Source organism: Ramlibacter sp. P4_H7, from assembly GCF_056400765.1.
Window position 1 is genome coordinate 21,447 of record NZ_JBFUKP010000007.1, and the last position, 26,704, is coordinate 48,150.

Annotated in this window: 32 protein-coding genes; 16 read left to right on the top strand and 16 right to left on the bottom strand. The window is 70.6% G+C overall.

Annotated elements, in window-relative coordinates; genetic code table 11:
- Nucleotides 1-49 precede the first annotated feature (49 nt).
- Nucleotides 50-1,273: a vanadium-dependent haloperoxidase gene (locus AC1DSA_RS11605; RefSeq protein ID WP_477889206.1), complete on the top strand. Its 1,224-nt coding sequence runs from the start codon at nt 50-52 to the stop codon at nt 1,271-1,273.
- 12 nt (nt 1,274-1,285) lie between these two features.
- Here the strand turns inward: AC1DSA_RS11605 and AC1DSA_RS11610 are convergent, their stop codons facing one another.
- The 9 genes from AC1DSA_RS11610 to AC1DSA_RS11650 form a co-directional block, all read right to left on the bottom strand.
- A complete protein-coding gene (locus AC1DSA_RS11610; RefSeq protein WP_477889208.1) occupies nt 1,286-2,257 on the bottom strand; it encodes a Bug family tripartite tricarboxylate transporter substrate binding protein in 972 nt (323 codons plus the stop codon).
- Nucleotides 2,258-2,271: 14 nt separating this feature from the next.
- Nucleotides 2,272-3,333 (bottom strand): Ldh family oxidoreductase, encoded by a 1,062-nt coding sequence (locus AC1DSA_RS11615; RefSeq protein WP_477889210.1) that lies wholly within the window; start codon nt 3,331-3,333, stop codon nt 2,272-2,274.
- Nucleotides 3,326-4,003, bottom strand: coding sequence for an aspartate/glutamate racemase family protein (locus AC1DSA_RS11620; protein WP_477889212.1), 678 nt, complete (start codon nt 4,001-4,003; stop codon nt 3,326-3,328). Before AC1DSA_RS11620 ends, AC1DSA_RS11615 begins: the two co-directional genes overlap by 8 nt.
- A 6-nt stretch (nt 4,004-4,009) precedes the next feature.
- Nucleotides 4,010-4,729 (bottom strand): Crp/Fnr family transcriptional regulator, encoded by a 720-nt coding sequence (locus AC1DSA_RS11625; RefSeq protein WP_477889214.1) that lies wholly within the window; start codon nt 4,727-4,729, stop codon nt 4,010-4,012.
- Nucleotides 4,698-5,198: a hypothetical protein gene (locus AC1DSA_RS11630; RefSeq protein ID WP_477889216.1), complete on the bottom strand. Its 501-nt coding sequence runs from the start codon at nt 5,196-5,198 to the stop codon at nt 4,698-4,700. The genes AC1DSA_RS11625 and AC1DSA_RS11630 overlap by 32 nt, the downstream gene beginning before the upstream one ends.
- 137 nt (nt 5,199-5,335) lie before the next feature.
- A complete protein-coding gene (locus tag AC1DSA_RS11635) occupies nt 5,336-6,193 on the bottom strand; it encodes a TauD/TfdA dioxygenase family protein (protein ID WP_477889217.1) in 858 nt (285 codons plus the stop codon).
- Between the two features lie 14 nt (nt 6,194-6,207).
- Entirely contained in the window at nt 6,208-7,200 is a 993-nt protein-coding gene (locus AC1DSA_RS11640; protein ID WP_477889219.1) for a tripartite tricarboxylate transporter substrate binding protein, read from the bottom strand.
- 7 nt (nt 7,201-7,207) lie between these two features.
- Entirely contained in the window at nt 7,208-8,167 is a 960-nt protein-coding gene (locus AC1DSA_RS11645) for a tripartite tricarboxylate transporter substrate binding protein (protein WP_477889221.1), read from the bottom strand.
- A 14-nt stretch (nt 8,168-8,181) separates the two neighbouring features.
- Nucleotides 8,182-9,177 (bottom strand): Bug family tripartite tricarboxylate transporter substrate binding protein, encoded by a 996-nt coding sequence (locus AC1DSA_RS11650; protein WP_477889223.1) that lies wholly within the window; start codon nt 9,175-9,177, stop codon nt 8,182-8,184.
- Between the two features lie 83 nt (nt 9,178-9,260).
- On the opposite strand from AC1DSA_RS11650, the gene AC1DSA_RS11655 reads away from it, so the two are divergent.
- From AC1DSA_RS11655 to AC1DSA_RS11705, 11 genes are all read left to right on the top strand, one after another.
- A complete protein-coding gene (locus AC1DSA_RS11655) occupies nt 9,261-10,073 on the top strand; it encodes an IclR family transcriptional regulator (RefSeq protein ID WP_477889225.1) in 813 nt (270 codons plus the stop codon).
- 25 nt (nt 10,074-10,098) lie between these two features.
- Entirely contained in the window at nt 10,099-11,799 is a 1,701-nt protein-coding gene (gene ilvD, locus AC1DSA_RS11660; protein WP_477889227.1) for a dihydroxy-acid dehydratase, read from the top strand.
- Nucleotides 11,796-13,271, top strand: coding sequence for an FAD-dependent oxidoreductase (locus tag AC1DSA_RS11665; RefSeq protein WP_477889229.1), 1,476 nt, complete (start codon nt 11,796-11,798; stop codon nt 13,269-13,271). The genes ilvD and AC1DSA_RS11665 overlap by 4 nt, the downstream gene beginning before the upstream one ends.
- Nucleotides 13,262-14,539: an aconitase X gene (locus AC1DSA_RS11670; RefSeq protein WP_477889231.1), complete on the top strand. Its 1,278-nt coding sequence runs from the start codon at nt 13,262-13,264 to the stop codon at nt 14,537-14,539. Before AC1DSA_RS11665 ends, AC1DSA_RS11670 begins: the two co-directional genes overlap by 10 nt.
- Nucleotides 14,536-14,997 (top strand): aconitase X swivel domain-containing protein, encoded by a 462-nt coding sequence (locus AC1DSA_RS11675; RefSeq protein ID WP_477889232.1) that lies wholly within the window; start codon nt 14,536-14,538, stop codon nt 14,995-14,997. The genes AC1DSA_RS11670 and AC1DSA_RS11675 overlap by 4 nt, the downstream gene beginning before the upstream one ends.
- Nucleotides 14,998-15,032: 35 nt before the next feature.
- Nucleotides 15,033-16,013 carry a Bug family tripartite tricarboxylate transporter substrate binding protein gene (locus tag AC1DSA_RS11680; RefSeq protein ID WP_477889234.1) on the top strand — a complete coding sequence of 327 codons (981 nt, stop codon included), beginning with the start codon at nt 15,033-15,035 and terminating at the stop codon, nt 16,011-16,013.
- 133 nt (nt 16,014-16,146) lie between these two features.
- Nucleotides 16,147-16,503 carry a hypothetical protein gene (locus AC1DSA_RS11685; RefSeq protein WP_477889236.1) on the top strand — a complete coding sequence of 119 codons (357 nt, stop codon included), beginning with the start codon at nt 16,147-16,149 and terminating at the stop codon, nt 16,501-16,503.
- Between the two features lie 89 nt (nt 16,504-16,592).
- Nucleotides 16,593-16,760, top strand: coding sequence for a hypothetical protein (locus tag AC1DSA_RS11690; RefSeq protein WP_477889238.1), 168 nt, complete (start codon nt 16,593-16,595; stop codon nt 16,758-16,760).
- 2 nt (nt 16,761-16,762) lie between these two features.
- On the top strand, nt 16,763-16,930 hold the full coding sequence (locus AC1DSA_RS11695) for a hypothetical protein (RefSeq protein WP_477889240.1): 168 nt from the start codon (nt 16,763-16,765) through the stop codon (nt 16,928-16,930).
- Between the two features lie 16 nt (nt 16,931-16,946).
- The gene (locus tag AC1DSA_RS11700; RefSeq protein ID WP_477889242.1) at nt 16,947-17,108 is read left to right on the top strand and encodes a hypothetical protein; all 162 of its coding nucleotides are present in this window, start codon (nt 16,947-16,949) and stop codon (nt 17,106-17,108) included.
- Nucleotides 17,109-17,121: 13 nt separating this feature from the next.
- Nucleotides 17,122-17,277, top strand: a complete 156-nt coding sequence (locus tag AC1DSA_RS11705) for a hypothetical protein (protein WP_477889244.1) — start codon at nt 17,122-17,124, stop codon at nt 17,275-17,277.
- A 21-nt stretch (nt 17,278-17,298) separates the two neighbouring features.
- Here the strand turns inward: AC1DSA_RS11705 and AC1DSA_RS11710 are convergent, their stop codons facing one another.
- On the bottom strand, nt 17,299-18,054 hold the full coding sequence (locus AC1DSA_RS11710; protein ID WP_477889245.1) for a hypothetical protein: 756 nt from the start codon (nt 18,052-18,054) through the stop codon (nt 17,299-17,301).
- A gap of 101 nt (nt 18,055-18,155) precedes the next feature.
- Here AC1DSA_RS11710 and AC1DSA_RS11715 point away from each other — a divergent pair, with 101 nt between their 5' ends.
- On the top strand, nt 18,156-18,527 hold the full coding sequence (locus AC1DSA_RS11715; protein WP_477889247.1) for a hypothetical protein: 372 nt from the start codon (nt 18,156-18,158) through the stop codon (nt 18,525-18,527).
- Between the two features lie 7 nt (nt 18,528-18,534).
- On the opposite strand, the gene AC1DSA_RS11720 is transcribed toward AC1DSA_RS11715, so the two are convergent.
- Genes AC1DSA_RS11720 through AC1DSA_RS11735 form a run of 4 tightly spaced genes read right to left on the bottom strand, consistent with a single transcriptional unit; the run spans nt 18,535 to nt 21,580 of the window.
- A complete protein-coding gene (locus AC1DSA_RS11720; RefSeq protein ID WP_477889249.1) occupies nt 18,535-18,699 on the bottom strand; it encodes a hypothetical protein in 165 nt (54 codons plus the stop codon).
- A complete protein-coding gene (locus AC1DSA_RS11725; RefSeq protein WP_477889251.1) occupies nt 18,696-19,592 on the bottom strand; it encodes a DMT family transporter in 897 nt (298 codons plus the stop codon). Before AC1DSA_RS11725 ends, AC1DSA_RS11720 begins: the two co-directional genes overlap by 4 nt.
- A 4-nt stretch (nt 19,593-19,596) precedes the next feature.
- Entirely contained in the window at nt 19,597-20,097 is a 501-nt protein-coding gene (locus AC1DSA_RS11730) for a methylated-DNA--[protein]-cysteine S-methyltransferase (protein ID WP_477889253.1), read from the bottom strand.
- A 1-nt stretch (nt 20,098) separates the two neighbouring features.
- The gene (locus AC1DSA_RS11735; protein ID WP_477889255.1) at nt 20,099-21,580 is read right to left on the bottom strand and encodes an AlkA N-terminal domain-containing protein; all 1,482 of its coding nucleotides are present in this window, start codon (nt 21,578-21,580) and stop codon (nt 20,099-20,101) included.
- A 112-nt stretch (nt 21,581-21,692) separates the two neighbouring features.
- Here AC1DSA_RS11735 and AC1DSA_RS11740 point away from each other — a divergent pair, with 112 nt between their 5' ends.
- Genes AC1DSA_RS11740 through AC1DSA_RS11750 form a run of 3 tightly spaced genes read left to right on the top strand, consistent with a single transcriptional unit; the run spans nt 21,693 to nt 25,287 of the window.
- Nucleotides 21,693-23,075: a phosphomannomutase/phosphoglucomutase gene (locus AC1DSA_RS11740; RefSeq protein ID WP_477889257.1), complete on the top strand. Its 1,383-nt coding sequence runs from the start codon at nt 21,693-21,695 to the stop codon at nt 23,073-23,075.
- On the top strand, nt 23,072-24,046 hold the full coding sequence (gene waaC / locus AC1DSA_RS11745; protein ID WP_477889259.1) for a lipopolysaccharide heptosyltransferase I: 975 nt from the start codon (nt 23,072-23,074) through the stop codon (nt 24,044-24,046). The genes AC1DSA_RS11740 and waaC overlap by 4 nt, the downstream gene beginning before the upstream one ends.
- On the top strand, nt 24,043-25,287 hold the full coding sequence (locus tag AC1DSA_RS11750) for a 3-deoxy-D-manno-octulosonic acid transferase (RefSeq protein ID WP_477889261.1): 1,245 nt from the start codon (nt 24,043-24,045) through the stop codon (nt 25,285-25,287). Before waaC ends, AC1DSA_RS11750 begins: the two co-directional genes overlap by 4 nt.
- On the opposite strand, the gene AC1DSA_RS11755 is transcribed toward AC1DSA_RS11750, so the two are convergent.
- Nucleotides 25,284-25,808 carry a hypothetical protein gene (locus AC1DSA_RS11755; RefSeq protein ID WP_477889263.1) on the bottom strand — a complete coding sequence of 175 codons (525 nt, stop codon included), beginning with the start codon at nt 25,806-25,808 and terminating at the stop codon, nt 25,284-25,286. The genes AC1DSA_RS11750 and AC1DSA_RS11755 overlap by 4 nt on opposite strands.
- Nucleotides 25,805-26,593: an SDR family NAD(P)-dependent oxidoreductase gene (locus tag AC1DSA_RS11760; RefSeq protein WP_477889265.1), complete on the bottom strand. Its 789-nt coding sequence runs from the start codon at nt 26,591-26,593 to the stop codon at nt 25,805-25,807. The genes AC1DSA_RS11755 and AC1DSA_RS11760 overlap by 4 nt, the downstream gene beginning before the upstream one ends.
- Nucleotides 26,594-26,704 lie beyond the last annotated feature (111 nt).

Here is a 26,704-nt window from a genome sequence, read left to right on the forward strand (position 1 = left end):
GGGTGAACAGGCGGGCAGCGGGTGTTCACCGCTCCTGAGGAGAAGACCCATGACGACCGCATCCTTCCTTCGTGCGCTGATGCTGGGCGCTGCCCTGCTGGCCGGCCCGCTGCACAGCTTCGCCGACGTGGTGATGGACTGGAACGACGTTGCCTTCAAGGCCGTCACCACGGCGCGCCAGTCGCCCCCCATGGGCGTGCGCAGCATGGCCGTCGTCCACACGGCGATGTTCGACGCCATGAACGCGGTGCAGCCGCGCTACCGCGCCTTCCGTTTCGACGGCACCGCGCCCGCCGGCGCATCGGCCGACGCGGCGGCATCGGTCGCCGCGCACACCGCGTTGATCAAGCTGTTTCCCGAGCAGCGCGCCGGGTTCGACGAGGCGCTCGCGGCCGCGCTCGCGCGCACCCCCGAGGGCACCGCGCGCAACGGCGGCGCCAGTGTCGGCAAGGCGGTCGCCGAGTCCCTGCTCGCCTGGTGCGCGGAAGACCGGGTCGGTGCGCCCACCCAGTACCGGCCCGTCACGCAGCCCGGCGTGTACGTGATGACCACGCTGCCGGTCAGCGACGACTTCGGCGCCTCGCGGCCCTGGCTGCTCAAGAACCCCGACCAGTTCCGCCCGGCGCCGCCGCCGGCGCTCAACAGCGAACTCTGGGCGCGCGACTACAACGAGATCCGCACCGTCGGCGCGCGCACGGGCAGCACCCGGGCGCCCGAGCAGACGCAGGTGGCGCAGTTCTGGGTCGTCACCGGCGCACCGGCCTTCAACGGCATCATCCGCCAGGCCGCCGCGAAGAAGCAGCTGGACCCGCTCGCCAACGCCCGCCTGATGGCGCTCACCTACATGGCCTTCAACGACGCGCTGGTGTCGGTGTTCGACGCCAAGTACGCCTACAACTTCTGGCGGCCGATCACGGCGGTGCGCAACGGCGACCTGCACGGCAACGTCGCGATCCAGCGCGATCCGGGCTGGATGCCGCTGGTGGATGCCCCGGCGCACCCCGAGTACCCGTGCGCGCACTGCATCAGCTCCGCCGCGGTGTTCACCGTGCTGCAAAGCCAGCTGGGTGACGAGGCGCCCGGGCTCACCATGAGCAGCCCGACGCTGCCGGGCGTGACGCGCAAGTGGGACCGCCTCTCCGATGTCTCGCGCGAGGTGTCGGATGCGCGCATCTGGAGCGGCGTGCACTACCGCAATTCGGCGGAGGTGGGCGCCCGCATGGGCAAGCAGGTCGCCGACTACGCGGTGGCCAACTACCTGCAGCCGAAGTGAAAGCCGCCGCCCTCAGTCGGCGGTGATGTTGTTCTGCCGGATGAGGGCGCCGTACTTGGCCAGCTGCGCACGCATCGCCGTGCCCAGTTCCTCCGGCGTGGTGCCGCGCGGCGTCAGGCCCTGCGCGTTGAGCTTCTCGCGCACGTCGGGATCGGCCAGCGCCTTCTGGATCTCGGTCGCCAGCCGGTGCGTGATGTCCTTCGGCGTGCCCGCGGGCGCCATCAGCGCGAACCAGGAGTTGAACTCGAAGCCGGGCAGGCCGGACTCGGAGACCGTCGGCACGTCCGGGAACTGCGCCATGCGGCGCGGCGTCGTGACGCCCACCAGCCGCAGCTTGCCTGCCTTGATGAGCGAGCTCACCGTCGCGATGCCCTGGAAGGCCGCATCGACTTCCTTGCCCGCCACGCCCATCGCCGCCTGCGTCGCGCCCTTGTAGGGCACGTGCTTCATCTGCACGCCGGCCTGGGAGGCGAACAGCGCCATCGCGATGTGCTGCGGACTGCCGTTGCCGCCGGACCCGTAGTTGAGCTTGCCCGGATCCTTCTTCGCGGCGGCGATCAGGTCGGCGGCGGTCTTCTCCGGCGCCTCCGCGTTGACCACCAGGCCCCATTCGACCGTCGCCACCAGCGACACCGGCTCGAAGTCCTTGAGGATGTCCCAGGGCATCTTCGGGTTCATGTTCGGCAGCATGGTCATGATGCTGTCGTTGAAGCCGCCCAGCGTGTAGCCGTCGGGCGCCGCCTTGGCGACTTCGCCGGCGCCGATCAGGCCGGCCGCGCCCGGACGGTTGTCGATCACGATGGACTGGCCCAGGTTCTGCGCCATCTTCTGCGCGACGATGCGCGCCGCGTTGTCGACCGCGCTGCCGGCGGCCAGCGGCACGATCATGCGGATCGGCTTGTTGGGCCAGGGCGCCTGGGCATGCGCGAAGCCGGTGGCGCAGAGCGCGGGCAGCAGCGCGAGAAGCAAGCGGCGGGAAATCATGGGGAGTCTCCTGTTCATGGCGTGTCCTGCAGCAGCGGGATGCCGATTTCGCGGGCGAAGTCGTCCAGCTGCGTGCGCAGGGCGGGCGGCAGCGCGAGGCCGTCGCGTTCGTTCGCGAGGCGCTTGGCATGGCTCTGCTCGCCCGGCATCCAGATGCGCTCCACGCCCGGCATGCGTTCGCTGCCGCGCAGTTCGCGCACCAGCTTGTCGACCCGGGCCTTGAAGGCATCGACCTCGCCGAAGGCAGCGGGGTCGATCACCAGGATGGCCTGGCCGGTATTGGTGATGGTGGCCTGGTCCTTGTTGAAGTCGATCACTTCGGTGCCCATGGCGGCGCCGTTGAGCGTGCCGGCGAGCAGGCCCACGACCATCGCCAGGCCGTAGCCCTTGTAGCCGCCGATGGGCATGAGGAAGCCCTCGTCGGCGCGTTTCGGATCGGTCAGCGGCTCGCCCTGGCGGTCGATCATCCAGCCCACGGGCATCTGCTCGCCGCGCTGCGCCTTGGCCTTGACCTTGCCGTAGGCGGCGACGGTGGTGGCCATGTCCAGCACCACGGCCGGCTCCTCGCCCGCGGGCACGGCCACCGCGATCGGGTTGGTGGACAGCAGCATGTCCAGCCCGCCCCAGGGCGGCAGGTGGTTCGCGTTGCCCACGGCGAAGTACATGCCGACCATGTCGTGCGGCAGCGCCATGCGCGCGTAGAGCGAGGCCGGCCCGGCGTGGTTCGACATGCGCGAACCGACCCAGGCCACGCCGCACTGGCGCGCCTTGGTGATCGCCAGTTCGGTGGCCTGCTTCATCACCAGGTGGCCCATGCCGTTGTCGCCGTCGATCAGGGCCATCGCGGCCTTTTCCTTGAGGACGCGGATGGTCGGCCGCAGGTTGATGCCGCCCGCGCGGATGCGGCGCGCATACGGCACGAGGCGGATCACGCCGTGGCCGTCGGAGCCCTGCACTTCGGCTTCGGTCATGAGCTCGGCGACGGTGAGGGCGTCGTTCGCGGGCAGGCCCAGGCGCTCCAGCGCGGTGGTGAGGAAGCGGCAGATGCGCTCGGCGGGCAGGCGGGTTTCAGGCATGGGCGATTCTTTGGCGAAGCGCGAGCACCGCGCAATCGGGGCTGCTCAGGATGGCGCAGGGGCATTGCGCCTGCACCGCGGGGGCGGCTGCCGCCATCGAGAACTGCGCCAGCATGAGCGCGTCGCAGTCTGCCAGCGGACGCGCGGCCTCGGCGATCCTGCGGTGGTGGTCGGCCGCGCGGCCCTGCGCGAGGTCGTCCATCGCCTGCGGCACGAACACGCTGTGCAGTTCGATCGGCACGGCGCGCTCGCGCGCCAGCTGCTGCAGTTCCGCCGCCATCGAGGCGATCGAGGCTTCGAAGGTAGCCAGCAACCCCAGGCGCAGTGGGCGGCCGGCCGGAGCCAGTGCGAGCGCCTGCTCGAACATCGCCTCGTTCGGCTTCAGCGTGGGCAACCCGGTCGCGCGACCCGCCGCCTCGATCGCCGGCCCGAACGCCGAGCAGGTGAACAGGATGGCGTCGCAGCCCGTGCGCTGCGCGTAGCCAGCGAGGTCGGTGAAGCGCCGGACCATCGCGTCCGTGAGGTGCCCGTCCTGTGCGCGGTCCACCGAGAGGCTGTCGTCCAGCAGGTTCATTCGGCGCGCCTGCGGCCAGTGGCGCTCGAAGGCGGCGCGGATGGGCTCGACCGCTAGCGGCGTTGCATGGATGAGCGCGATACGGGGGTTCGTCATGCTTTCCTAATGGCCCAGGGCTGCCAGCCGGGAGGGCTGCAGCAAGGTGATGCGGCGACCTTCCACGCGCAGCAGCCGCTCGCCGGCGAGCTCGTGCAGCAGCCGTGAGAAATGCTCGGGCGTCAGGCGCAGGTGGGCCGCGACGGCGGCCTTGGCCGCCGGCAGGGTGAAGGGGACGTCGACGCGCTCGCCGGCCTGGCGCAGCAGGTAGCCGGCCAGGCGGGCGCGGCCGCCTCCGAGCTCGTGGCGCTCCTGCTGTTGCACCAGGGCTTCCAGCCGGGCGCTGAGTCCCGCGATCAACCTGCGCGCGAAGCGCGGGTTGCGCTCGATCTCGTCGAACACGACCTCCTTGGGCAGGTGCAGCACCAGCGCATCGGTGGCGGCCTCGGCATCGACCAGCGCGGGGCGTTCGAGGAACATCACGGGCTCGCCGAAGCTGTGGCCCGGCTGCACCACGCCGGCCAGGCGCTCACCGCCGCTGCGGGCGCGGCCAAGCAACCGGACCTGGCCATGCACGAGCACGTACAGGCCGGTGGGATCGTCTCCGCGGGCGAACACGCGCTGGCCGCGTGCGAACAGGCGGCGCTCGGTGGCCGCGGCGAGGCGCGCGAGGGCGGCCGCGTCGAGCGCCTTGAACAGGGGCAGGGCCTTCAGCAGCGCGAGTGCCGGGACGGCGCGGTTCCCGGCGCGGCGTTCAGCGGATGGGTTTCCAGCCGGGATGTTCAAAGGTGCGTCCGTAGTCGTTCACGGCAGCCACCACCTTCACGAAGCCGTCGCGCGGGGCCGTGGCCTTGCCGCGGCCGGCCATGGCGTCGGTCCCGGCCATGAGGTCGGACAGCACGCCATGGAGCACTGCGTCCGCCTCGGGCGGCAGTTTGCAGTTGGCGACGATCTTGCCCGCTTCCACCTCCACCTGGCCCGCGAGGGCGGCGTACTCTGCCGTCCCCATTGTGCCTGCATGCGCGCCCGCGACCTTCGGGGCGAGCAGCCCACGGATGCGTCCCATGCCGTCGCGCAGCGGCGCGTCCGAAGCCCACTTGCGGCCGTGGTCCAGCTTGAGGGTCGCGCCTGGCGCTCCGTCGTGCGCATGCGCGGCCGGGGGCGCGCCGGCGGCAAGAACTGCGGGGGCGGCGGCGGCCGCCAGGGCGGCGGCCGCGACGACCAGTGCCAGGGTCCAGGGGTTTGCTCTCAGCATGGAATGCTCCGTACGTTGGGGCAGGCGACCATCGCACTGCTGCACGTTCGGGGCGCGCAAGGCTCGGCCGTTCCGCGCGGCTGACGCAGCCTTAGCAAAAATCAAGACGCGGCCCGAATGCGGGATGTTTCGCCGGCTCAGGCCGGCACTTCCTCGGTCGTTGCCCGGCGAAGCTCGCGCCGTTCGGAGAAGTCGAACCAGCGGCCGCGGTGCACGGTGGCCGTGTTGTCCCACATCACCAGGTCACCGACTCGCCAGTGATGCTGGACCACGAACTGCCGCTGGGTGGCGTGCTCCAGCAGGTCCATCAGCAGCATGCGGCCTTCGGCGAGGGTCATGCCCTGGACCTCGCAGGCATGCACGCCGACGAACAGGATCTTGCGGCCGGAACGCGGGTCCGTCTGCACCAGGGGCCAGGTCGCGGGCGGGATGCTGTTGCGCTGCTCCTCGGTGTACCCGGTGTCTCCCAGCAGGAAGCGCGAGTGCAGCGCGTAATGCACCGCCTCCAGGCCTTCCACCTGCCGCCTGCGCCATTCGGGCAGCGCGTCGAAAGCCATGCGCAGGTCGGCGAACTCGGTCTCGCCGCCGAATTCCGGCACCGTGACGGCCGAGAGCATGGAGTACTTGGCGCGCGGCTTCTGGAAAGAACTGTCGCTGTGCCAGAGCTGGTTGGCCACGTTGCCCACGATCTTGGCGTGCTCGCGGCCGGCGACTTCGCCGTCCACCTTGACGTTGGAGATGTCGGCCAGCTCCGCATACTTGAAACGGTGCGGGCCGCCCTTGAGCTTGCGCAGGCCCAGGTCCAGCGGACCGAGCGACTTCGCAAACGCGATTTGCTGGTCCTGGCTCAGGGGCTGGTCGCGCCACACGAGCACCGCGTGCGTGTCCATCGCGTGCTCGATCTCCTTCACCTGTTGCTGGGTGAGCGGCTGGCGCAGGTCGATCCCGCTCGCCTCCGCCGCGAAGGGCTGCAGGGGTTTCAGTTGCAGGGCCATCGGGTCTCTTTCCTTCACTCGATCTTGATGTTCGCGGTCTTCACGATGCCCGCCCACTTGTCGATCTCCTGGCGGATCTGCTGGTTGTATTGCTCGGCGCTGGACCCCACGGGCTCCAGGCCCAGCTGCGCCATGCGCGCGCCCATCTCGGCGCTGCGCACCGCCTGCGCGATGTCGGCGCTGATCTTCTGCAGCAGCGCCGGTGGCAGGCCCGCCGGGGCGATCACGCCGATGGAACTCATCGCGCTGAAGCCGGGAACGGTGTCGGCGATCAGCGGGATCTCCGGATTGGAAACCGCATGCCTGGGGCTGGACAGCGCGATCACCTTCAGCCGCTTGTCCTTCACGAAGGGCATCGAGGAATACAGGATGTCGAACAGCAGCGGCACGCGGCCGCCGATCACGTCCTGCTGCGCCGGCGCGCTGCCCTTGTAAGGCACGTGGACCATGTGGATGCCCGCCATGTGCGCGAGCATCTCGCCCGCGAGATGGGTGCCGGTGCCCGCCCCGGGCGTCGCGAAGCTCAGGGCATCGGGATTCTTCTTCGCGTACGCGATCAGCTCCGGCACGGTGTTCGCCGGCAGCGAAGGATGGGCGAACAGGCCGAAGTGCGCCTGGGCGACCTGCGAGACCCCGACGATGTCCTTGCGGGTGTCGTAGGGCAGGTTCGCTTGCAGGCTGGGATTGATGGTCAGCGCGGAGATCGCCATGCCCAGCGTGTAGCCGTCGGCCGGGGCCTTGGCGACCAGCGCGGTTCCGAGCACGGTGCCGGCGCCCGGCTTGTAGTCGACCACCACCGGCTGCTTCCAGGTCGCCTGCAGCTGGGTGGCGAGCAGGCGCGCGACCGTGTCGGTCGGTCCGCCGGCGGTGAAGGGCACGATCAGCTTCACCGGCTTGTCGGGCCAGGCTTCGCCAGCGCCCTGCGCGCCAACGGCAAGCGGCAGCGCGGCGGCCAGTGCGCACAGCAAGGCGCGGCGGGACGGCATCATCGAATGAATTCGTTTCATCGCCAGCTCAGTCCGCCGTCGCGCCGGAGTTCTTCACCACCTTGGCCCACTTCGGGATCTCGGCGCGGATGTAGGCGTCGAATTGCTCCGGCGTGTTGCCGACCGGTGACAGGCCGATGTCCGCCATGCGCTGCTTCACTTCGGGCGACTGCAGCACCTTGTTCATGTCCGCGCTGAGCTTGTGCACCACGTCGCGCGGCGTGCCGGAAGGCACCACGGCGCCGAACACGCTGTCCACCGTGAAGCCGGGCAGCGTCTCGGCCACGGTGGGGATCTCCGGGGCGATAGTCGAACGCTTCGCGCTCAGGATGGCGATCGGCTTCAGCCCGCCGGACTTGATGTGCGGCAGCGAGGAGAACAGCGGATCGAACAGCAGGTCCACGCGCCCGGCCATCACGTCGGGATAGGCGCCGCCCGAGCCCTTGTACGGCGTGTGCAGCATGTCGATGCCGGCCGTGGACTTCAGCAGCTCGGCGCCCAGGTGCATGGAGCTGCCGCTTCCGGGCGACGCGTAGCTGAGCTTGTCCTTCTTCGCCAGCGCGATCAGCTCCTTCACGTCGCTCGCGGGCAGCTTGGGGTTGGCCGTGATGACGATCGGCGAGATCGCGAGCAGCGACACGCCCGACAGGTCCTTCAGCGTGTCGAACGGCATGTTCTTGCGCAGGCTGGGGTTGATCATGTGGCCCGTGATCACCAGGCCGATCGTGTGCCCGTCCGGCGGCGACTTGGCAACGAAGTCCGTGCCCATGACCGTGCCGGCGCCCGGCTTGTACTGCACGATCACCGGCTGCTTCCAGGTGTCGCTCAGGTTGCGTTCGAGCAGGCGCGCGAGGATGTCGATCGCGCCGCCGGGGGCGTTCGGCACGATCAGGGTCACGGGCTTGGAAGGGAAGGGCGCCTGGGCGCTTGCGGCGAAGGGCAGCACGGCGCACGCGGCGATGGCGAGGAGGTTCTGCAGGAGCTTCATGGGGAGTCGGGTACCTACTGTTTCTCGAAACCGATCTGCTTGATCATCTGGCCCCAGCGGTCGTAGGCCACGTGCATTTCGTGGCTCAGCTCCGCCGGGCTGGAGGGCGCGGCTTCCCAGGCGCCCCTGGCATAGAAGTCCTTCACGTCGGGCGCGTCGAGTGACTGCACCAGCAACGCATTCAGGCGGGCGACCAGTTCCGGCGGCATCTTCGCGGGACCGACGAAGGCGATCCAGCTGGTCAGGTCCATGCCGGGGATCCCCTGCTCGGTGAAGGTCGGCACGTCGGGCGCCGCGGGCATGCGCTTGGGCGAGGCGACGCCGACCATGCGGATCCGGCCGGTCGCGGCGTTCTGGATCGCGGTGGGCGCCGCATCGAAGTAGGCCTGCACGCGGCCCTCCAGCAGGTCCCGCGCGGCTTCGGCCGTGCCCTTGTAGGGGACGTGCGTCACCTGGATGCCGGCCGCCTTGGCGAACGCGATGGCGTAGATGTGCGAGGACGTTCCGGTTCCGAAGGAGGCGAAATTGAGCTGGCCCGGATGGGCCTTCGCCCACGCCACGAGGTCCTTCGCGTTCTGCACCGGCAGCGACTGGTGCACCGTGAGCACCAGCGGGCCGCGCGCCGCCAGCGTGATCGGCGTGAAGTCCTTGAACGGGTCGTAGGGCACGCTGGACAGCGTGTGCGGGTTCTGCGCGAACAGGGACGAGGGCGCGTACAGCAACGTGTAGCCATCTGGTTGCGCGCGCAGGACCTCGCTGGCCGACAGCATCATGCTGGCGCCCGGCTTGTTGTCCACGATCACCTGCGTGCCGGCGACTTCGGTCAGCCGGCGCGCCACTGCGCGCGCCTGGCTGTCCAGCGAGCCGCCGGCGGCCAGGCCGACCACGATGCGAATCGGCCGCCCCGGTTGCGGGAAGGCGGTCTGTGCGGTGCCGGCCAGCGGCGGCAGCACCGCCGCGCAGCCTACCCAGGCGGCGAAGCGGCGCCGCGAAATGCTTTTCTCAACCATTTTCCTTGTCTCCTGGTCTTGTTCGACGTCAAAACTGGCTGAAACTCTTTACTATTTTGAGCGTCGCGTCCAAAATATGCAAGATGGACGCAACGGAGGACAAGGACAGCCTGGCTCAGCAGCGGCCGGACACGGTCAGTGCGCTGGAGCGCGGCATCGCGGTGCTGCGCTGCTTCACCGAGTTGCGCCGCTCCCTGACGTCCACGGAACTGTCGCGCCTCACGGGCGTGCCGCGTCCGACGGTGACGCGCCTCGCGTCCACCCTCGTCACGCTCGGCCTGATGAAACAGGAGCCGGAGGGCGACCGCTACATGCTGGGTCCGGGCGTCGTGTCGCTGGCCCGGGTCTTCCTCGCCGGCCTCGACGTGCGCGCGATCGCGCGGCCGCACATGCAGGCGCTGGCCGAAGACGCCGGCGGCTCCGTGTACCTGGCCGTGCCCGATGGACTGGACATGGTGCTGATCGAGGCCTGTCGTCCGCGCACGACCATGCTGGCGCCGCGCCTGGACGTCGGGTCGCGCGCACCGATCGCCAACTCCGCGCTGGGGCGCGCCTACCTGTGGGCACTGCCGAGCGAGGAGCGCCAGCACCTGATCGAATCGCTGCGGCTCGCGCGCGGCAGCGACTGGGCGGCGCTGGAGCCGGGGCTGAAGCGCTCGCTGGAAGAAGCCGACCACGTCGGCTTCAGCATCTCCGCCGGCGAGTTCCACCGTGAAATCAATTCCGTCTCGGTGCCGCTGGTGGGACCGAGCGGCGAAATCATGGCGCTCAACTGCGGAACCGCGGCCTTCGTCTACACCGAGGACCACCTGCGCCAGGTGGTCGCGCCCAAGCTGCTGAAGATGGCCAAGGCGCTGGCCGCCGACCTCGGCGGCCACGTGCCCGAACCCCGCTGACCACGACATCCAGGAGACCGCATCCATGACCGCACCGGCGCGCAAGCTGCGCAGCAATTTTCCGAGGGGCTCCTATCTCTGGGCCGTGCGCAATGCGCAGTGGCAGGCGATGGGCATTCCGGAAGAGGATTGCGAGAAGCCCAAGATCGCCGTGGTCAACAGCAGCTCGGAGCTGGCTGCCTGCTACAGCCACCTCGACCAGGTCGCCAAGGTGGTGAAGGAGGCGATCCGCGCCGCCGGTGGCGTGCCCTTCGAGATCCGCACGGCCGCGCCCAGCGACTTCGTGACCGGCGCGGGCGCGCGCGGCGCCTACATGCTGGCGGCGCGCGACCTCGTCACCAACGACATCGAGGCGGCCGTGGAAGGCGCGCAGCTCGATGGCATGGTCTGCCTGACCTCCTGCGACAAGACGGTGCCGGGCCAACTGATGGCGGCGGCGCGCCTGAACGTGCCCACCGTCATGGTGCCTTGCGGCTACCAGGCCAGTGGCGAATACAAGGGCGAGCACGTCGACATCGAGGAGGTCTTCATCCACTCGATGCACGCGCAGATCGGCGGCGGCACGTCGACCGAGGACGTCATCGGCATGAGCCGCTGCGCGATCCGGTCGCCCGGCGTCTGCTCGGGCCTCGGCACCGCCAACACCATGCACGTCGTCTGCGAGGCGCTCGGCATGGCGCTGCCCGGCAGCGCGCCGGTGGCGGCGCTGTCGCCGAAGATGTTCGCCGACGCGAAGTCCGCCGGCGAGCGCATCGTGCAGATGGTGTGGGACGACCTCAAGCCGCGCGACATCCTCCAGCCCGGCGCGTTCTCGAACGCCGTGAAGGCGGTGCTGGCCATCGGCGGCTCGCTCAACGCGGTGAAGCACCTGCAGGCGGTGGCCACCGAAGCGGAGAACGGCGTGGACGTCTACGGCCTCTTTGAGCGGCTGGGCCCCGAGACGCCGGTGCTGGCCGGCATCCGTCCGATCGGCGAGCACCTGATCGAGGAATTCGAGGCGGCCGGGGGCTGCCGCGCACTGATGAAGCAATTGCAGCCGCTGCTCGACGGCGACGTGACGACCGTCACCGGCCGCAGCGTTGCGGACAACCTGCGCGAGGTGCAGGTCGGCAACGCGGAAGTGATCCGTCCCGTCTCGCGCCCGGTGGCGCCGCGGCCGGCCATCGTGCTGATGCGCGGCTCGCTGGCGCCCGAAGGCGCGCTCACCAAGCCCGGCATCGCGGAGCGCAAGGTGCGCCGCTTCAGCGGCCCCGCCCTGTGCTTCGACACCTCCGACGCAGCCGTCGCGGCGCTGCGCGAGAAGACGGTGCCGCGCGGCTCAGTCATCGTGATGCGTGGCGCCGGCGCGTGCGGCGGTCCCGCCATGGGCGGCGGCGCCTCGCGCGTGGTGTTCGCCATCGACGGCGCCGGCCTGGGCGATCACGTCGCGATGCTCACCGACGGCCACCTCTCCGGGCTGGTGTGCAAAGGCCTGGTCGTTGCCGAAGTTGCGCCCGAGGCCGCGCTCGGCGGGCCGCTCGCGCTGGTGCGCAATGGCGACACCGTCACCATCGACCTCGACACCCGCCGCGTCGACCTCGAAGTCGACGATGCGGTGCTGCAGCAGCGCCGCCTCGAATGGCAGCCGCCCGCCAAGCAGTTCGACCGCGGCTGGCTGCAGATCTACCGCCGCAACGTGGGCCCGCTGTCGCAAGGCGCCGTGCTCACCCGCACAACCAACCCATGACCATGAGCACCGACAAGCCCCGGATGAAGACCGCCGTGCGCGGCGACGAGCGCATCCTGCAGTCCGACATCTTCGAACGCGATGCCAAGCCGCCGCGCCCGCAGCTGGGCACCGTCCACGAACCCGGACGCGATATTCCGCTGTACCGGCAGTGCGACGTGCTGGTGGTCGGCGGCGGCCCTTCGGGCACCGCCGCCGCGGCGGCCGCTGCGCGTGCCGGTGCCGACGTCGTCCTGCTGGAGCGCTACAACCACCTCGGCGGTCTCTCCACCGGCGGCCTGGTGATCTGGATCGATCGCATGACCGACTGGCAAGGCCAGCTGGTGATCCGCGGATTCGCCGAGGAACTGTTCGACCGCCTGCCCGCCGATGCCGTGGCCGGCCCGGCACCGGAAGACTGGGGCTCGAAGGACCCGTCCAAGGCGCACCACTGGTCCTTTCGCACCGCCGCGTACCACGGCGTGGTCACCTGGTCGCCCACCATCGATCCCGAGCGCCTGAAGCTGCTGTCGCAGGAAATCATGATCGAGCGCGGCGTGAAGCTGGTGTACCACTCATGGGCGGCGATGCCGCTGATGGAAGACGGCAAGGTCTGCGGCGCCACCTTCGAGAGCAAGGAAGGCCGCATGGCGATCCGCGCCAAGGTTGTGGTGGACGCCACCGGCGACGGCGACCTGTTCGCGCGTGCCGGCGCGGCCTACGTCAACGACATCGAGCAGGAAGACGTGCACCACTGCATGAACACCGCCTGGCTGTTCGGCGGCGTCGACATGAACAAGTGGATCGCGTTCCGCGGCGGCAACCCCGAGGGCTTCCAGGCCTTCATGGCCGGCGGCCGCGAGGAGTGCGGCCTGTTCGAGCGTCCCTTCGTGTCCTGGCGCGACGACATCGCGCTGTTCATGGGGCCGCGCCAGTCGGGCTACTCCGCGCTCGACGTCGACGACCTCACCGCGGTGGAGGTGCGCTCGCACCGCGCGATGGCATCGCACCTCGCGTACTACCGCCAGCACGCGCCCGGCTTCGAGGATGCGTACATGATGCTGTCGGCGCCGCAGATCGGCGTGCGCCACGCGCGCCGCCTCACGGGCGTCGACGCGGTGCTGCGCAGCCGCTGGCCCGAAGGCACGGCGCTGTGGGACGAGGTGGGCGTGACGCCGGCGGTCTCGCCCAAGTTCCCCAACATCTCCATCCCCTACGGCGCGCTGGTGCCCGAGCAGCTCGACGGCCTGCTGGCCTGCGGCCGCCACGTCTCCTGCGACCGCAACTCGCACGGCTTCATGCGCGAGATCCCGCAGTGCTGGATCACCGGCCAGGCCGCCGGCGCGGCCGCTGCGCTGGCCGTCGCGCAGGGCGTGCAGCCGCGCCATGTCGACGTGCCGACCCTGCAGCAGGAACTGCTGCGGCAAGGCGTCTACCTGCGGGCCACGCAGGAGAAGGCTGCCACCCTGGCGGGAGCACAGGCATGCGCCTGACCGACGTCGAAAAGGCCATGCGCGACGGCGAGGGCGGCGCCGCCGTCGCCAAGGCGATGGACCTGCTGATCCGCTACGGCGAGGCGCTCGGCGCCGAGAACCTGGTCGAGACGCACAACGTGACCGGAACCGTCACGGCCACCACGCCCTTCATGCGCGACTTCGCGCTGGAGAAGGGCGGCATGGACGCGGTGTTCAGCGAGTTCAGCCTGGACAGCGCGGAAGTGGTGCAGATCCCCAAGGTCAAGGCCTTCACCTCGCACCTGCAGCTCGGCTTCGATCCGCACCATCCGAAGGAGATGGGGCTGTCCGAGGAGATGGTCCGCTTCTACAAGAAGAGCGAGGCCGAGACCGCGCGCCTGGGCGTGCAGATCCTCAACACCTGCACGCCCTACCAGGTCGGCAACGTGCCGACGCGGGGCGAGCACTGCGCCTGGATGGAATCATCGGCCGTCGTGTACTGCAACTCGGTGCTGGGCGGGCGCACCAACACCGAAGGCCGGGAAAGCGTCGGCGCCGCCATGCTCACCTGCCGCATCCCCGACTGGGGCTTCCACCGCGACGAGTACCGGCGCGGCACGCTGGGCATCCATCTCGACATCCCGGTGGAGACGGTGGAGGACTGGGGCCTGTTCGGCTACTGGATGGGCGAGTGGGTGCAGGAGCGCGTTCCGGTGATCACTGGCGTGGGCCAGGTGCCCAACCTGCCCAAGCTCAAGCACTTCGGCGCCGCGGCGTCCTCGTCCGGTGGCGTCGAGATGTTCCACCTGGTGGGCATCACGCCGGAAGCGAACACCGCCGAACAGGCTTACGGAGGCAACAAGCCGACCGAGACGCGGCACTACGGCGCGCGCGAACGGGCCGCGACGCTGGAGCGCATCAATGCCACCGGCCACGACCGCAAGGTCGACTACGTGATGCTGGGCTGCCCGCACTACACGATCGAGCAGATCTGGGAAGCCGCGCAGCTGATCGAGGGCCGCAAGGTGCACGCGGACTCCGCGCTTTGGATCTGGACGCCGCGCGCGATCAAGGAAGTGGCGACGCGCAACGGCTACACGCAGATCATCGAGGACGCGGGCGGCAAGATCATGACCGACAGCTGCTCCGCGATGAGCCGCGCGGTTCCGCCCGGCACCAAGGTCGTGGCGCTGGACTCCGCCAAGCAGGCGCACTACCTGCCCGCCATCCTGGGCGTGCAGGCCTGGTTCGGCACCACCGCGCAATGCATCGATGCGGCCTGCACCGGTCGCTGGAGCGCCGCATGAACACCGCAGTCCCTTCGGAAACTTCCCCCGTCGCGCAGGCAGGCGAGACGATCGTGATCCGCGGCCGCAAGGTCGTGCCCGGCGTCGCCGAAGGCGAGGCGCTCGTCACCAACGAGCCGATCTCCGGCTGGGGCGGGGTGGACCCGCGCACCGGCACCGTCGTCGAAACGCGGCACGAACTGCGCGGCCAGAGCTTTGCCGGCAAGGTGCTGGTGTTTCCCGGCGCCAAGGGGTCCTCCGGCTGGTCGGCGCAGTTCCACCTGGCGCGCGTGATGGGCACCGCACCGGCGGCCTGGCTGTTCAACCAGATGACGACCAAGGTGGCGCTGGGCGCGGTGGTCAGCCATGCGCCGGCGATGACGGACTTCGACATCGACCCGCTCTCGGTGATCCGCACCGGCGACTGGGTGCGCGTCGACGCCGACCAGGGGATCGTGACGGTCACGCGCAAGTCCTGAAGCGCACGGGATTCAAGAGAACCAGGAGACACGAGATGGACAGCAGCATTCGCCGCCGGCAGGCGCTACAGGGCCTGGCGGCCGCCGCCGCAGCGGCAGCGTGGCCCACCGCATTCGGCCAGGTCGCCGCAGGCAAGCCGGTGCGCATCGTGGTCGGCTTCACGCCCGGCGGTGCCGCGGACGTGATGACGCGCATCATCGCGAAGGGCCTGGCCGCGGAGCTGGGGCAGCAGGTGATCGTGGACAACAAGCCGGGCGCCGACGGCATCATCTCGGCACAGGAAGTGATGCGCGCGCCGGCGGACGGCGCGACCATCCTCATGGGCACCAACACCTCGATGGTCGCGGTGCCCGCCTTGCGCCCGAACCCGCCGTACGACCCGTTCAAGGCCTTCGTGCCGATCAGCTCCGCCGGCGAGTTCTCGATGTTCCTGGCCATCGCGCCCACCATCCCCGCGAAGGACCTGGCCGAGTTCCTGGACCTGGTGGCCGCCCATCCGGGCAAGTACACCTCCGCCTCCAGCAACAGCGCCGCCGAACTCGCGATGCTGCAGCTGCTGTCCACCCGCGGCGCCAAGGTGGTCAACGCCCGCTACAAGGGCGATGCGCAGGCGCTCACCGACCTGGCGAGCGGGCAGATCTCCATGATCTTCTCCACCGGCACGCTGATGCCCACCTTCGTCAAGGAAGGCAAGGCCAGGGCGCTGGTGACCTTGCTGCCCAAACGCAGTCCGCTGCTGCCCGATGTGCCGACCGCGGCCGAGTTGGGCATCGGCAAGCTGACCATCACTCCCTGGGCGGGCTTCTTCGGCCCGGCCGGCTTGCCGGCCGATGCGACGGAGAAGCTGAGCGCCGGACTGCGCGCCGCCCTGGCACGCCCGGAAGTGCGCGACCAGCTCGTCGCGCAAGGCTTTGCCAGCTACGGCATGACGCCGCACGATTTCGCTGCGTTCTTCCGCCGGCAGTACGACGGCTTCGTCGCGACCGTGCGCGAGAACAACGTCAAGTTCGACTGACCCATTCGCAGCCCTTCCGTGCTGGCTCTGCAGCGTGGCGTGCGCCCTTTTGCACGCGCGATGCGGGCAGAGGGCAGCGGGTTTGCGCCTCGTCCTACAGCGCGGGCGTGCGATAGTTCCTAGGATGGTCCGCATGAGCACGAGGAACGGACCGCACGCCCGCGCCGCAGCCGCCGACGACCACCGGGCCCCGGGCTCCGGGAGGAACACCATGCGCTACAGCCGCGCCGAATATGCCCAGGTGCTGGCGCTGCAGGATGAAGTCGCGCGCGCCGACGCCGACTACCAGCGCCTGCGCAATGCTTACATGGAGATCGCCCAGTCCGATCCCACCCACGAGGTGGCGCTCGCCATGATCGGTGCCGACATGGACCGGGCGCACGCCCGGCTGCAGGCCCTGATCGGGCTGCCCCGCCTGCCTTTCACGCACGAGCCGAGCAACGTGGTGCGCCGCGAGGCGCAGCAGCGCTTCGGCGACGACAAGCACTGAGCTTCGGCCCGCAGGACTACAGCGACACGGCCCCGTCTCCGAACGAACGGCGCCGGCTCGCGGGTCACCATGGACGCATGGAGGCTGCCATGAACCATCACGACATCGATCCGAGCCTGCGGGCGGGCGAGCCGCTCAACGACAGCCTGGACGACGGTTTCTCCGCGCGCGTGGACGAGTCCGGCGAGCCAGACGTGCAGCAGGGCACGGCCACCGTTCCCCGCGACCTGACGCTGAACCCGAAGAGCCCGTTCTGACCATGGCCACCTCCCATCCGCCCACCCATCCTGTCGAGCCGGATCCCGAGCCGGGCGACACGGACACGCCGCGCTCCAACCCGTCGCAGTTGCCGGTGGAGCCTGAATTCGGCCAGGCCCTGCCGCCGGCCGAACCGGAGGAGCCCGGGGTGACCAAACCCACGATCTGATCCAGAGGAGTTCCCCATGCCCACCGTCCGCACGCCCCAGGGCATCACGCCCCCCGCGCCTGGCCTCGATCGCGAGGAGCCCACCTTCGTCCCCGAGGACGACATCCCGAGCGACGGCCTCTCCAGCGGCGAACCCGCTCGCGAGGAACGGCCCGCGCGCAAGCCTGAGCGCGAGTGAAGCCGGGACCCGCATGAACTGGAACGCGCCCCCGCCCATCCCGGCGCCCACGGATCCGCCCAAGCCTGGAAACCCCGAGCCGGTGTCGAATCCGATGGACCCGGAGAAGGGGCACGAGCGCGCGAAGAACGACCCGCCGCCCGGCAAGTTGGAGCATCCCAAGCAGTAGCCCCAGTTGGGGCCGCGTACGCTAGTTGGACGCGTCCAGCAGCCCCTGCGCGTCCTCGTCGGCGTGCGGAATCGGCGTTGCCTTGGCCAGCGCCATCCACACGCCGAAGGGCAGTCCCGCGCGCGCCGGTCGCAGCGCGGGGCGGGCGACGCTGAAGCCGCCGTCCGCGCGCAGCACCATGACTCCGCACTCGCCGGGCACTTCGTCCGGTTCGCCGATCGCGCGCCCGCGGCCGTCGTTGCCCAGCACGTACCAGCATTCGCCGAGGTCGCGGTAAGCCGCGCGCTTGGCTTCCTGGCGCAGGTCGGCCAGCAGGTCGGAGCGCCGCACCTTGATCTCGTGCACGATCGGTTCGACGTAGCTTTCCACCGAGGTGTGGCGGATCGAGAAGACGTCCGGCCGCGCGATGCACCAGCGCAGCGGCTTGGCCGTCTCGCCGGTGGCGACCTGCGCCCGCAGGCTCAGGCCGGTCCACGCCAGGCGTCCGGCGCGCGCCATTTCCTGCGCGACCCGCTGCACCAGCGCCTCGTGCGCCGACAGCGCCGCGCGGTTGCGCGCGAGCACGGTGGCCAGCCATTGCACGCCGGCATCGGTGACGCGCAGCGTCTCGTGGCCGTCGCCCGAGCGCACGCGCTCCAGCAGGCCGGCGGCCAGCAGGTCGATCTCCAGCGCATCCTGGCAGGGCCAGCCGGCGGACCGGTAGGCGTCGCGCAACCGGCGCGCGTGCGCGCGCGTCAGCGCGGGCCCGGAAACGGGGAAAGGGACTGCGGCGGACATGGGAAAGGGCGCCAGTGTACGGCCCATGGTAGGCACTCTCCCACGCTTCCACGCGGGGTCGGCTTATCGTGCGGACCCCGTGGCTGACCACAATGTGCCGCATGGTTGAGAAATCGATTGCCTCTTCGCGCATGGCCGCGCTCACGCCCGCCTTCCCCGGCGGCCCGGCGCCCAGCGTGCTCTACGCCATCACGGCCGTTCGCCTGGAAGGCAGCCAGGTGAGCGAAGTGATGATGGGCATGGTCGATCCCAGCCTGGAACACTGGGACCTGCGGCCCGCGCCCACGCGCCTGGTCGAGGTGGTGGACCGCCTGGTGGAGGGCGACACCGTCGTCACGCTGTTCCCGACCGAGCGCGGCACCCTGCAGATGGGCTCCGAGGTCAAGGTGGACGTGATGTCCGAAGGCACGGAATCGCTGGCCGCCGTCGGCGAGCGGCCCGGCCGGCGCCTGACCGACCTGCCGCGCTTCTAAGCCACCGTCACAAGTCCTTGAGCTGCTTGCGCAGCTGGGCCTTGTCCGCCTGGCGCTCGGCCGCGCGCGACTTGCGATGCGACCCCGCCTTGCGTTGTGCCGCCGCGCTCACCAGCGGATTGCGCGGCTTGGTGGCGGCGAGCCGCAGCTTGATCCGGCGCGCCGAATTCACGGCTGCGTCCTCAGCGACGGCAGCTTGAGCAGGCCGGTGGCTAGGGCCGTGCCGCACACGATCACCGCGCCGCACACCAGCATCCAGGGCGTCACCTGCTCGCCGAGGAACAGCACGCCGTACAGGATCGCGAACACCGGCACCACGAAGGTCACGGCCAGCGCGCGCGCCGGGCCCGCCTGCTCGATCAGGCGGAAGTACAGCACGTAGGCGATGCCGGTGCACAGGACACCGACCACCAGCAGCGACAGCCAGGCCTGCGATCCGGGCCGCTCCACCGGCCACAGCCACGCGGCGGGCAGCGCCAGCGCAACGGCCGCGCCGACCTGGCTGCCGGTGGCCGTCGCCAGCGGCGGCAGCCCCGTGAGGTAGCGCTTGGTCGCGCTGGCGGCGAAGGCGTAGCAGGTCGTCGCCAGCAGGCAGGCCAGCACGGCCCAGGCCGGCGCGATGCCGGCCGCATTCGGCTGGAAGCTGGCCTTGTCCCACGCCAGCATCGCCACGCCCAGGAAGCCCACGGCCAGTCCGGCGATGCGCGAACCGGTCGGTCGGTCCTTCAGCCAGACCCACGCAACCAGCGCACCGAACAACGGCACCGTGGCATTGAGGACGCCCGAGAGCCCGGTGGTGATGGACAGCAACGCGAACGAGAACAGGAAGAACGGGATTCCGGAGTTCAGGATGCCGACCAGGCAGATCGCGGGCCAGTGGCGCAGGAACACCTTGCCATGGCCCTTGGCCAGCATCAGCGGCAGCAGGAACACGGCGGCGATGCCGACCCGCATCGCCGCCGTGGGCAGCGGCCCGAACTCCACGACCGCGAGCCGCATGAACAGGAAGGACGAACCCCAGATCGCGGCCAGCGCGATGAAATCGACGACAGAGGAAACCGGCATCGCGTCAGTGGGACAGTGCGCCTTCGAGCCGCAGCAGCGCGGTCTTTCGTTCCAGTCCGCCCGCGTAACCCGTGAGGCTGCCGCCCGTGCCCAGTACACGGTGGCAGGGCACGACGATGCTCACGGGATTGCGCCCGACGGCGGCACCGATGGCGCGTGCCGCCTGCGGCCGGCCCAGCTGGCGCGCCAGCTGCGCATAGCTGGTCGTCGCACCGCGCGGGATGGCCAGCAGCGCGCTCCACACGCTGCGCTGGAAGGGCGTGCCGGCGTCCAGGTCCAGCGGCAGGTCGAACCCGTCGCGCTCGCCGGCGAAGTACGCCCGCAACTGCGCCACCGCCTCGCGCAGCACCGGGTGCTGCGGGTCCTCGCGCCAGCCGCTGCTGTCGGGCCCGTGGCGCTGGCCGTCGAACCAGACACCGGCAATGCCCGTGTCGCTGGCGGCCACCAGCATGGTGCCCAGGGGGCTTTCGTAGCGCGTGCAGACGCGCACCGTGTTGTGTTCCATCTCAGACTCCTTGGGAGAGGGCGCTCCATGCGCGCACGACGGCATAGCTGCGCCAGGGTTTCCAGGCCTGCGACGCCGCCTCGGCCTCGCGCGCCGGCTGCTTGCTTTGCTGCACGCCCAGCGCCTTGTGCAGCGCGACGTCGCCCGCGGGGAAGGCGTCGGGCCAGCGCAGCGCGCGCATCGCGATGTACTGCGCCGTCCAGTCGCCAATGCCCGGCAGCTCCTTCAGCGCCGCGGTCGTCGCCGGAACGTCGGCGCCCGCGTGCAGCGTGAGGCCGCCTTCGGCGACCGCGCGCGCGATCGCGACGATCGCGCCCTGCCGCTGCCGCACGATGCCCAGCGAACCGAGCGCATCGCCTGACGCCGCGGCCAGCACTTCCGGTGCCGGGAACAGGTGCCGCAGGGCCGGGTCCGGCGTTTCGATCGGCGTGCCGAAACGATGCACCAGCCGTTGCGCCAGCGTGCGTGCCGCCGCCACGGTGATCTGCTGGCCCAGCACCGCGCGGACCGCCAGCTCGTAGCCGCTGAGCGCGCCCGGCACGCGCAGGCCGTCGCCCAGCGGGAAGCTGCCGTGCAGCCGGGCGTTGATCGCGTGCGGGTCGGCATCCAGGTCCAGCGCGGCGCGCACGCGGCGGATCACCAGTGGCAGCACGCCGTGCAGCGATTCGCTCACGCGCAGCAGCACCTGGCAGTGCGCCTCGTCGAAGGCCATGCTGAGCCAGCCTTCCCAGCGCCGGCCGTGGGCGTCGAGGGCGAGCGTGCGCGACAGGGTTCGATCGGTCACGGCCTCCAGCCCCTCGATGGCGCGCGTGCGGAAGAAGCCGAGCATCGCCTCCACGTCGTAGGGCGGGCGGTAGCCCAGCCGCACCAGCGCGAAGGCATCGCGCTGGGTGCCCTCGCGCCGCAGCGCGCCGGGACTCAGGCCGTAGTGCGCCGTGAACGCGGCGTTGAAGCGGCGGATGCTGCCGAAGCCGCTGACGAGCGCGATCTGCGTGATCGGCAGGGCGGTGTCGGCCAGCAGCTGCTTGGCGCTGAGCAGCCGCCGCGTCTGCAGGTACTGCAGCGGCGACACGCCCAGCTGCGCCTCGAAGATCCGGCGCAGGTGCCGGTCGCTGATGCCCAGCCGCTGCGCGAGCAGTTCCACCGACGGCGTGTCGCCGCCCCACGCTTCCGGTTCGTCCAGCAGGCGGGCGGCCTGCTGGGCCAGCACGGCGCTTGCATCCTGCAGTGACCAGCGCAGCGCCTGCGGCGCCAGCTCCGGACGGCAGCGCAGGCAGGGACGGAAACCGGCGCTTTCGGCCTGCGCCGCATGGGCGAAGAAGCGGCAGTTCTCACGCCGCGGCGTGCGCACCCGGCACACGGGACGGCAGTAGATGCCGGTGCTGGTCACGCCCGTGAAGAAGCTGCCGTCGAAGCGCGCATCCTTCGCCTTCAGTGCGAGGTAGCAGGCATCGGGGCTCAGGGCGGGTTCGACCGGGTTCATGGGGTCATGATACGCAGCGCCCGGACCGGGACTGGCCGTTTCCGGACATGTTCCTGCGCGGGCGCCCCCTAGAATGCAAGGCACTCCCAACCACATCCGGATCGCATTCCCCATGCAGCTCAGCCCCAGCATTTTCAAGGCTTACGACGTGCGCGGCATCGTTCCCGCGACGCTGACGGAAGAGGTGGCCGAGGCGCTCGGCCGCGCCTTCGGGACCTTCGCCCGGCGCGAAGGCGAAACGGCCGTCGCCGTCGGGCGCGATGGCCGCCTGAGCGGCCCGTCGCTGTCGGCGGCACTCGTTCGAGGCCTGGTCGCCAGCGGCGTCGACGTGATCGACGTCGGCATGGTCACCACGCCCATGCTCTACTTCGCCGCCAACACGCTGTGCAACAGCGGCATCCAGGTCACCGGCAGCCACAACCCCAGGGACTACAACGGCTTCAAGATGGTGCTGGCGGGCCGCGCCATCTACGGTGACGAGATCCAGGCGCTGCGCAAGATGATGGAAACAGCCGGCTGGGACCAGCCCGCCGCGCCCGGCAAGGTGCGCAACATCAACGTGCTCGCGCCTTACCGCGACCGCATCCGCAACGAGATCAAGCTCGCGCGGCCGCTGCGGATCGTGGTGGACTGCGGCAACGGCGTGGCCGGTGCCTCGGCGCCGGGGATCTTCCGCGCCATCGGCTGCGACGTGACCGAGATGTACAGCGAGGTGGACGGCAACTTCCCCAACCATCATCCCGATCCCAGCAAGCCGGAGAACCTGCGCGACCTGATCGCGAAGCTGAAGGAAACCGGCGCCGACCTTGGCCTGGCATTCGACGGCGACGGCGACCGCCTGGGCATCATCACGCGCGAAGGCAACAACATCTACCCGGACCGCCAGATGATGCTGTTCGCGCAGGACGTGCTGTCGCGCGTGCCCGGCGGGACCATCCTGTTCGACGTGAAGTGCACGCAGCGCCTGGCGCCCGCCATCGCGGCCGCCGGCGGCCAGCCGCTGATGTACAAGACCGGCCACTCGCTGATCAAGGCGAAGATGAAGGAAGTGAATTCGCCGCTGGGCGGCGAGATGAGCGGCCACATCTTCTTCAAGGAGCGCTGGTACGGCTTCGACGACGGCACCTACGCGGGCTGCCGGCTGCTCGAGATCCTGTCGCGCCACCCCGATCCCAGCAAGGTTCTCAACGACCTGCCCACCAGCTTCTCCACGCCGGAGCTGAACGTGAAGTGCGAGGAGGGCGAGCCGCATCGCGTGGTGGACGCGCTGGTGAAGAAGGCCAGCTTCCCGCAGGCGCAGGTGTCCACAATCGACGGCCTGCGCGTCGACTGGAGCGACGGCTTCGGCCTCATCCGCGCCTCCAACACCACGCCGGTGCTGGTGCTGCGCTTCGAGGGCCACACGCAGGAGGCGATGCACCGCATCGAGGGCGAGATGCTGTCCCTGCTGCGCAGCGTCAAGCCCGACGCGCAGATCGCCGAGGCGGCGCATTGAGGCCGGGCCGGGTCCTCATCGTCAAGCTGTCGTCCCTCGGGGACGTGGTGCACACGATGCCGGCGGTGCAGGACCTGCGCGAGGCTTTCCCCGAAGCGAAGATCGACTGGGTGGTGGAGCGTGGCTTCGCGCCGCTGGTGGAGCGCTGCGAGGGCGTGGCCCGCGTGATCCCCTGCGAGCTGCGCAAGTGGCGCAAGGCGCCGCTGGCGAGCGCCACGCGCCTTGAGTGGCGCGCCTTCCGCGGCGAGCTGCATGCCGAGCCGTACGACGCGGTGATCGACCTGCAGGGGCTCACCAAGTCGGCGCTGATCGCGCACATGGCGCGGCTCACGCCGCAAGGGCGGCGCTACGCGATGGCCAACCGCACCGAGGGCTCCAGCTACGAGGCGCCCACGCGCTGGGTGGCGGACGTCGCCGTGACTGTGGATCCGGCGTCGCACGCGGTGCAGCGGGGCCGCGCCCTGTGCGCGCAGGTGTTCGGCTACCCGCTGCAGGGACCGCCGCGCTTCGGCCTCGGGCACGCCGGCGCGGTGCGCGGGAACACGGTGGTGCTGATTCACGGCACCTCACGCCAGGACAAGTGCTGGCCCGAGGACCACTGGATCGCGCTCGGCCAGCGCCTGCTGGCGCAGGGCCACGGCCTCGGCCTGCCGCATGGCAGCGACGGCGAGCGCGCGACCAGCCAGCGGATCGCGCGGGCGCTGGGACCGCAGGCGGAGGTGTGGCCGCGCCTGTCGCTGGACGCGCTCACCGAACGCATGGCCCACTGCGCCGGCGCGATCGGCGTGGACAGCGGCCTGTCGCACATCGCCGTGGCGCTCGACCTGCCGCACGTGCAGGTCTACAACTTCGACACCGCATGGCGCACCGGCCCGCTAGCTGCGGCCCGCCAGCGCAGTGTGTTCGCCTCGCCCACGCCCGGCGTCGATGCGGTGTGGGCCGCCTGGCAGGCCGTCACAATCGGCGGATGATCCGGCCGCTCTATTCCCTGGTGCTGATCGGCGCCCAGCCGCTGCTGCGCCGGAAGCTGCGGCGCCGGGGCGCGGCCGAGCCCGGCTACCTGGAGGACGTGGAGGAACGCTTCGGCCACTACGCCGGCGCCACCGAGCCGGGGCGCCTGTGGCTGCATGCGGTGTCGCTGGGCGAGACGCGCGCGGCGGCCATCCTGATCGACGCGCTGCGGCGCGAGCAGCCCGGGCTGCGCATCCTGCTCACGCACGGCACCGCCACCGGCCGTGCCGAAGGGCGGCGGCTGCTGCGCGAAGGCGACGCGCAGGCGTGGCTGCCCTGGGACACGCCGGCCGCGGTGCGCCGCTTCCTCGACCACTTCCGTCCGAGCGCCGGCATCCTGATGGAAACCGAGGTGTGGCCCAACATCGCCGCGGCCTGCCATGCGCGCGGCATCCCGCTGGCGCTGGCCAATGCGCGGCTGTCCGAGAAGTCGCTGGCGCAGGCGCGGCGGCTGGCACGTCTGTCGCGTCCGGCCTATGGCGCACTGCGCGCCGCCTGGGCCCAGACCGAGGGCGATGCGCGCCGCCTCGCGCAAGCGGGGGCGACCGTGCACGGCGTGTTCGGCAACCTCAAGTTCGACGCCACGCCCGATGCGGCGCAATTGAGCGAGGGCCGCGACTGGCGTTCCACCTCGCCCCGGCCGGTGGTGATGTTCGCCAGCTCGCGCGAGGGCGAGGAGGCCGAATTCCTGCGCGCCATCGTCAAGCATCCCGGCGTGCAATGGCTGCTGGTGCCGCGCCACCCGCAACGCTTCGACGAAGTGGCAGCGCTGGTCGCGCAGGCCGGCTTGAGCGTCTCGCGGCGCAGTGCATGGATCGATGCGCCGGCGCCGGCCGACGTGTGGGTCGGCGATTCGCTGGGCGAGATGGCTCTCTACTACGCGATGAGCGACGTCGCCCTGCTGGGGGGCAGCTTCCTGCCCCTGGGCGGGCAGAACCTGATCGAGGCCGCCGCCTGCGGCTGCCCGGTGGTGATGGGCCCGCACACCTTCAACTTCAGCGACGCCGCGCAGCTTTCCGAGGAGGCGGGCGCGGCGCTGCGCGTCGCGTCGATGGAAGAGGGCCTGCGCGTGGCGGTGACGCTCGCCCGGGACGCGTCCGCGCGTCAGCAGGCGGTCGACGCCGCCGAGCACTTCGCTGCAGCACACCGGGGCGCCGCCGCGAAGACCGCGCACGCCGTGCTGGCGCTGCTCGCCCGCTAGCGGACCCAGGTGCCGGCCGGTGCGCGCAGCCGCGCCTCGCACCACTGCAGCCAGCGGTCCGAGCCGTACGCGCGCACTGCGTCGAAGCGCTCCGCCGCAGCCTCCGGCAAGGCCTGCCCCACGCCGATCTCGCGCAGGTAGTCCGCGCCCACCACGACGAACTGGCGTCCGTAGGTGAGCAGGGTGGCGGCGGGCGTTTCCTGCTGGAACGCGGCCGCCTCGTCGTAGCGCGCGAACCAGTGGTTCAGCAGCGTCTCGCAGGCGGGCGCATGCCAGAAGCGCCCCATGTCGTCGCCGGCATGCGCCTCGCCGCCGAGGACGCTGCGCGCGTGCTCCCAGTGGCGAAAGCCCACCGCCTGCGCGGCCAGGGCCAGCGCGTGCCGCAGCTGCCACTCCGGCGGCACGTACGCCGGCGCGCCGCTCACCCTGGCGGCGCGCCGCACCAGCGCATCGTCTCCCGCGCGCAAGGCCTTCAGCGCGATGCGCGCCCGCGTCTTCAGTTCGACGATGCAGGCGTTCACGGAGCACTCCCGAAGTCGCTGAAGGGCCTGCCGCCGGACTCGATGGCGCGGTGCCGCGCCAGCATCCAGTCGTGCGTTTCCGGATGGGTGAACCAGTAGAAGGGCGCGCCCTGGTCCAGCCCGTCCAGCACGCGCTGCGCGAAATGATCGGCCGGCTCCGCATGCGGCATGGCCTGGCGGATGTACTCGGAAAACGGGTTGCGGCCTTCCGGAGCGAGCAGTGCCGCCTCGGCGTAGCGCTGCACCTCCGTGACCTGCGTGCGGACCAGGCCGGGGCACAGCGCGTGCACGGTCACCCCGCTGCCGGCCGCCTGGTAGTGCAGGCCTTCGAGCGCGGCCAGCAACGCGGCCTTGCTTGCGCGGTAGGGACCCGCGCCGGGATAGCTTTGCAGCGCCGCGCTGGACACGGTGGCCACGGCATGGCCGCCGCCCTCGCGCAGGTGCGGCCACCACAGGCGCAGCGTGCGCACGGCGGCCGTGACGTTGACGTCGAAGGCCCATTGCCAGGTGGCGTCGGTCGCATCGAGCACGTCGCCCCGCGAGCCGATGCCCGCATTGGCGAACACGTGTTGCACAGGACGGCCGCGGTGCGCCGTGGCCAGCGCGGCCATCGCCGCGGCATCGCGGACGTCGATCGCATGGCGCCGCGCCCGCGGGTCGACCGCCGAGGGGTCGAGGTCGATGGCGACGACCTCGTGGCCGCGGTCGAGCAGCGCGTGCGCGAGCGCGAGGCCGATGCCGGAACCGGCACCGGTGACGACGGAAAGGGGAGGGGAAAGCGACATGGCAAGGCTCCGAATCGTGGTCGACCTTTCCCGCTTCGGTCAGACGATTGGGCTTGCTGTCACAGGGGGACCAGCTTGCGAATGGGGGTGAGGGCCTCTTTTGCGGGCAGG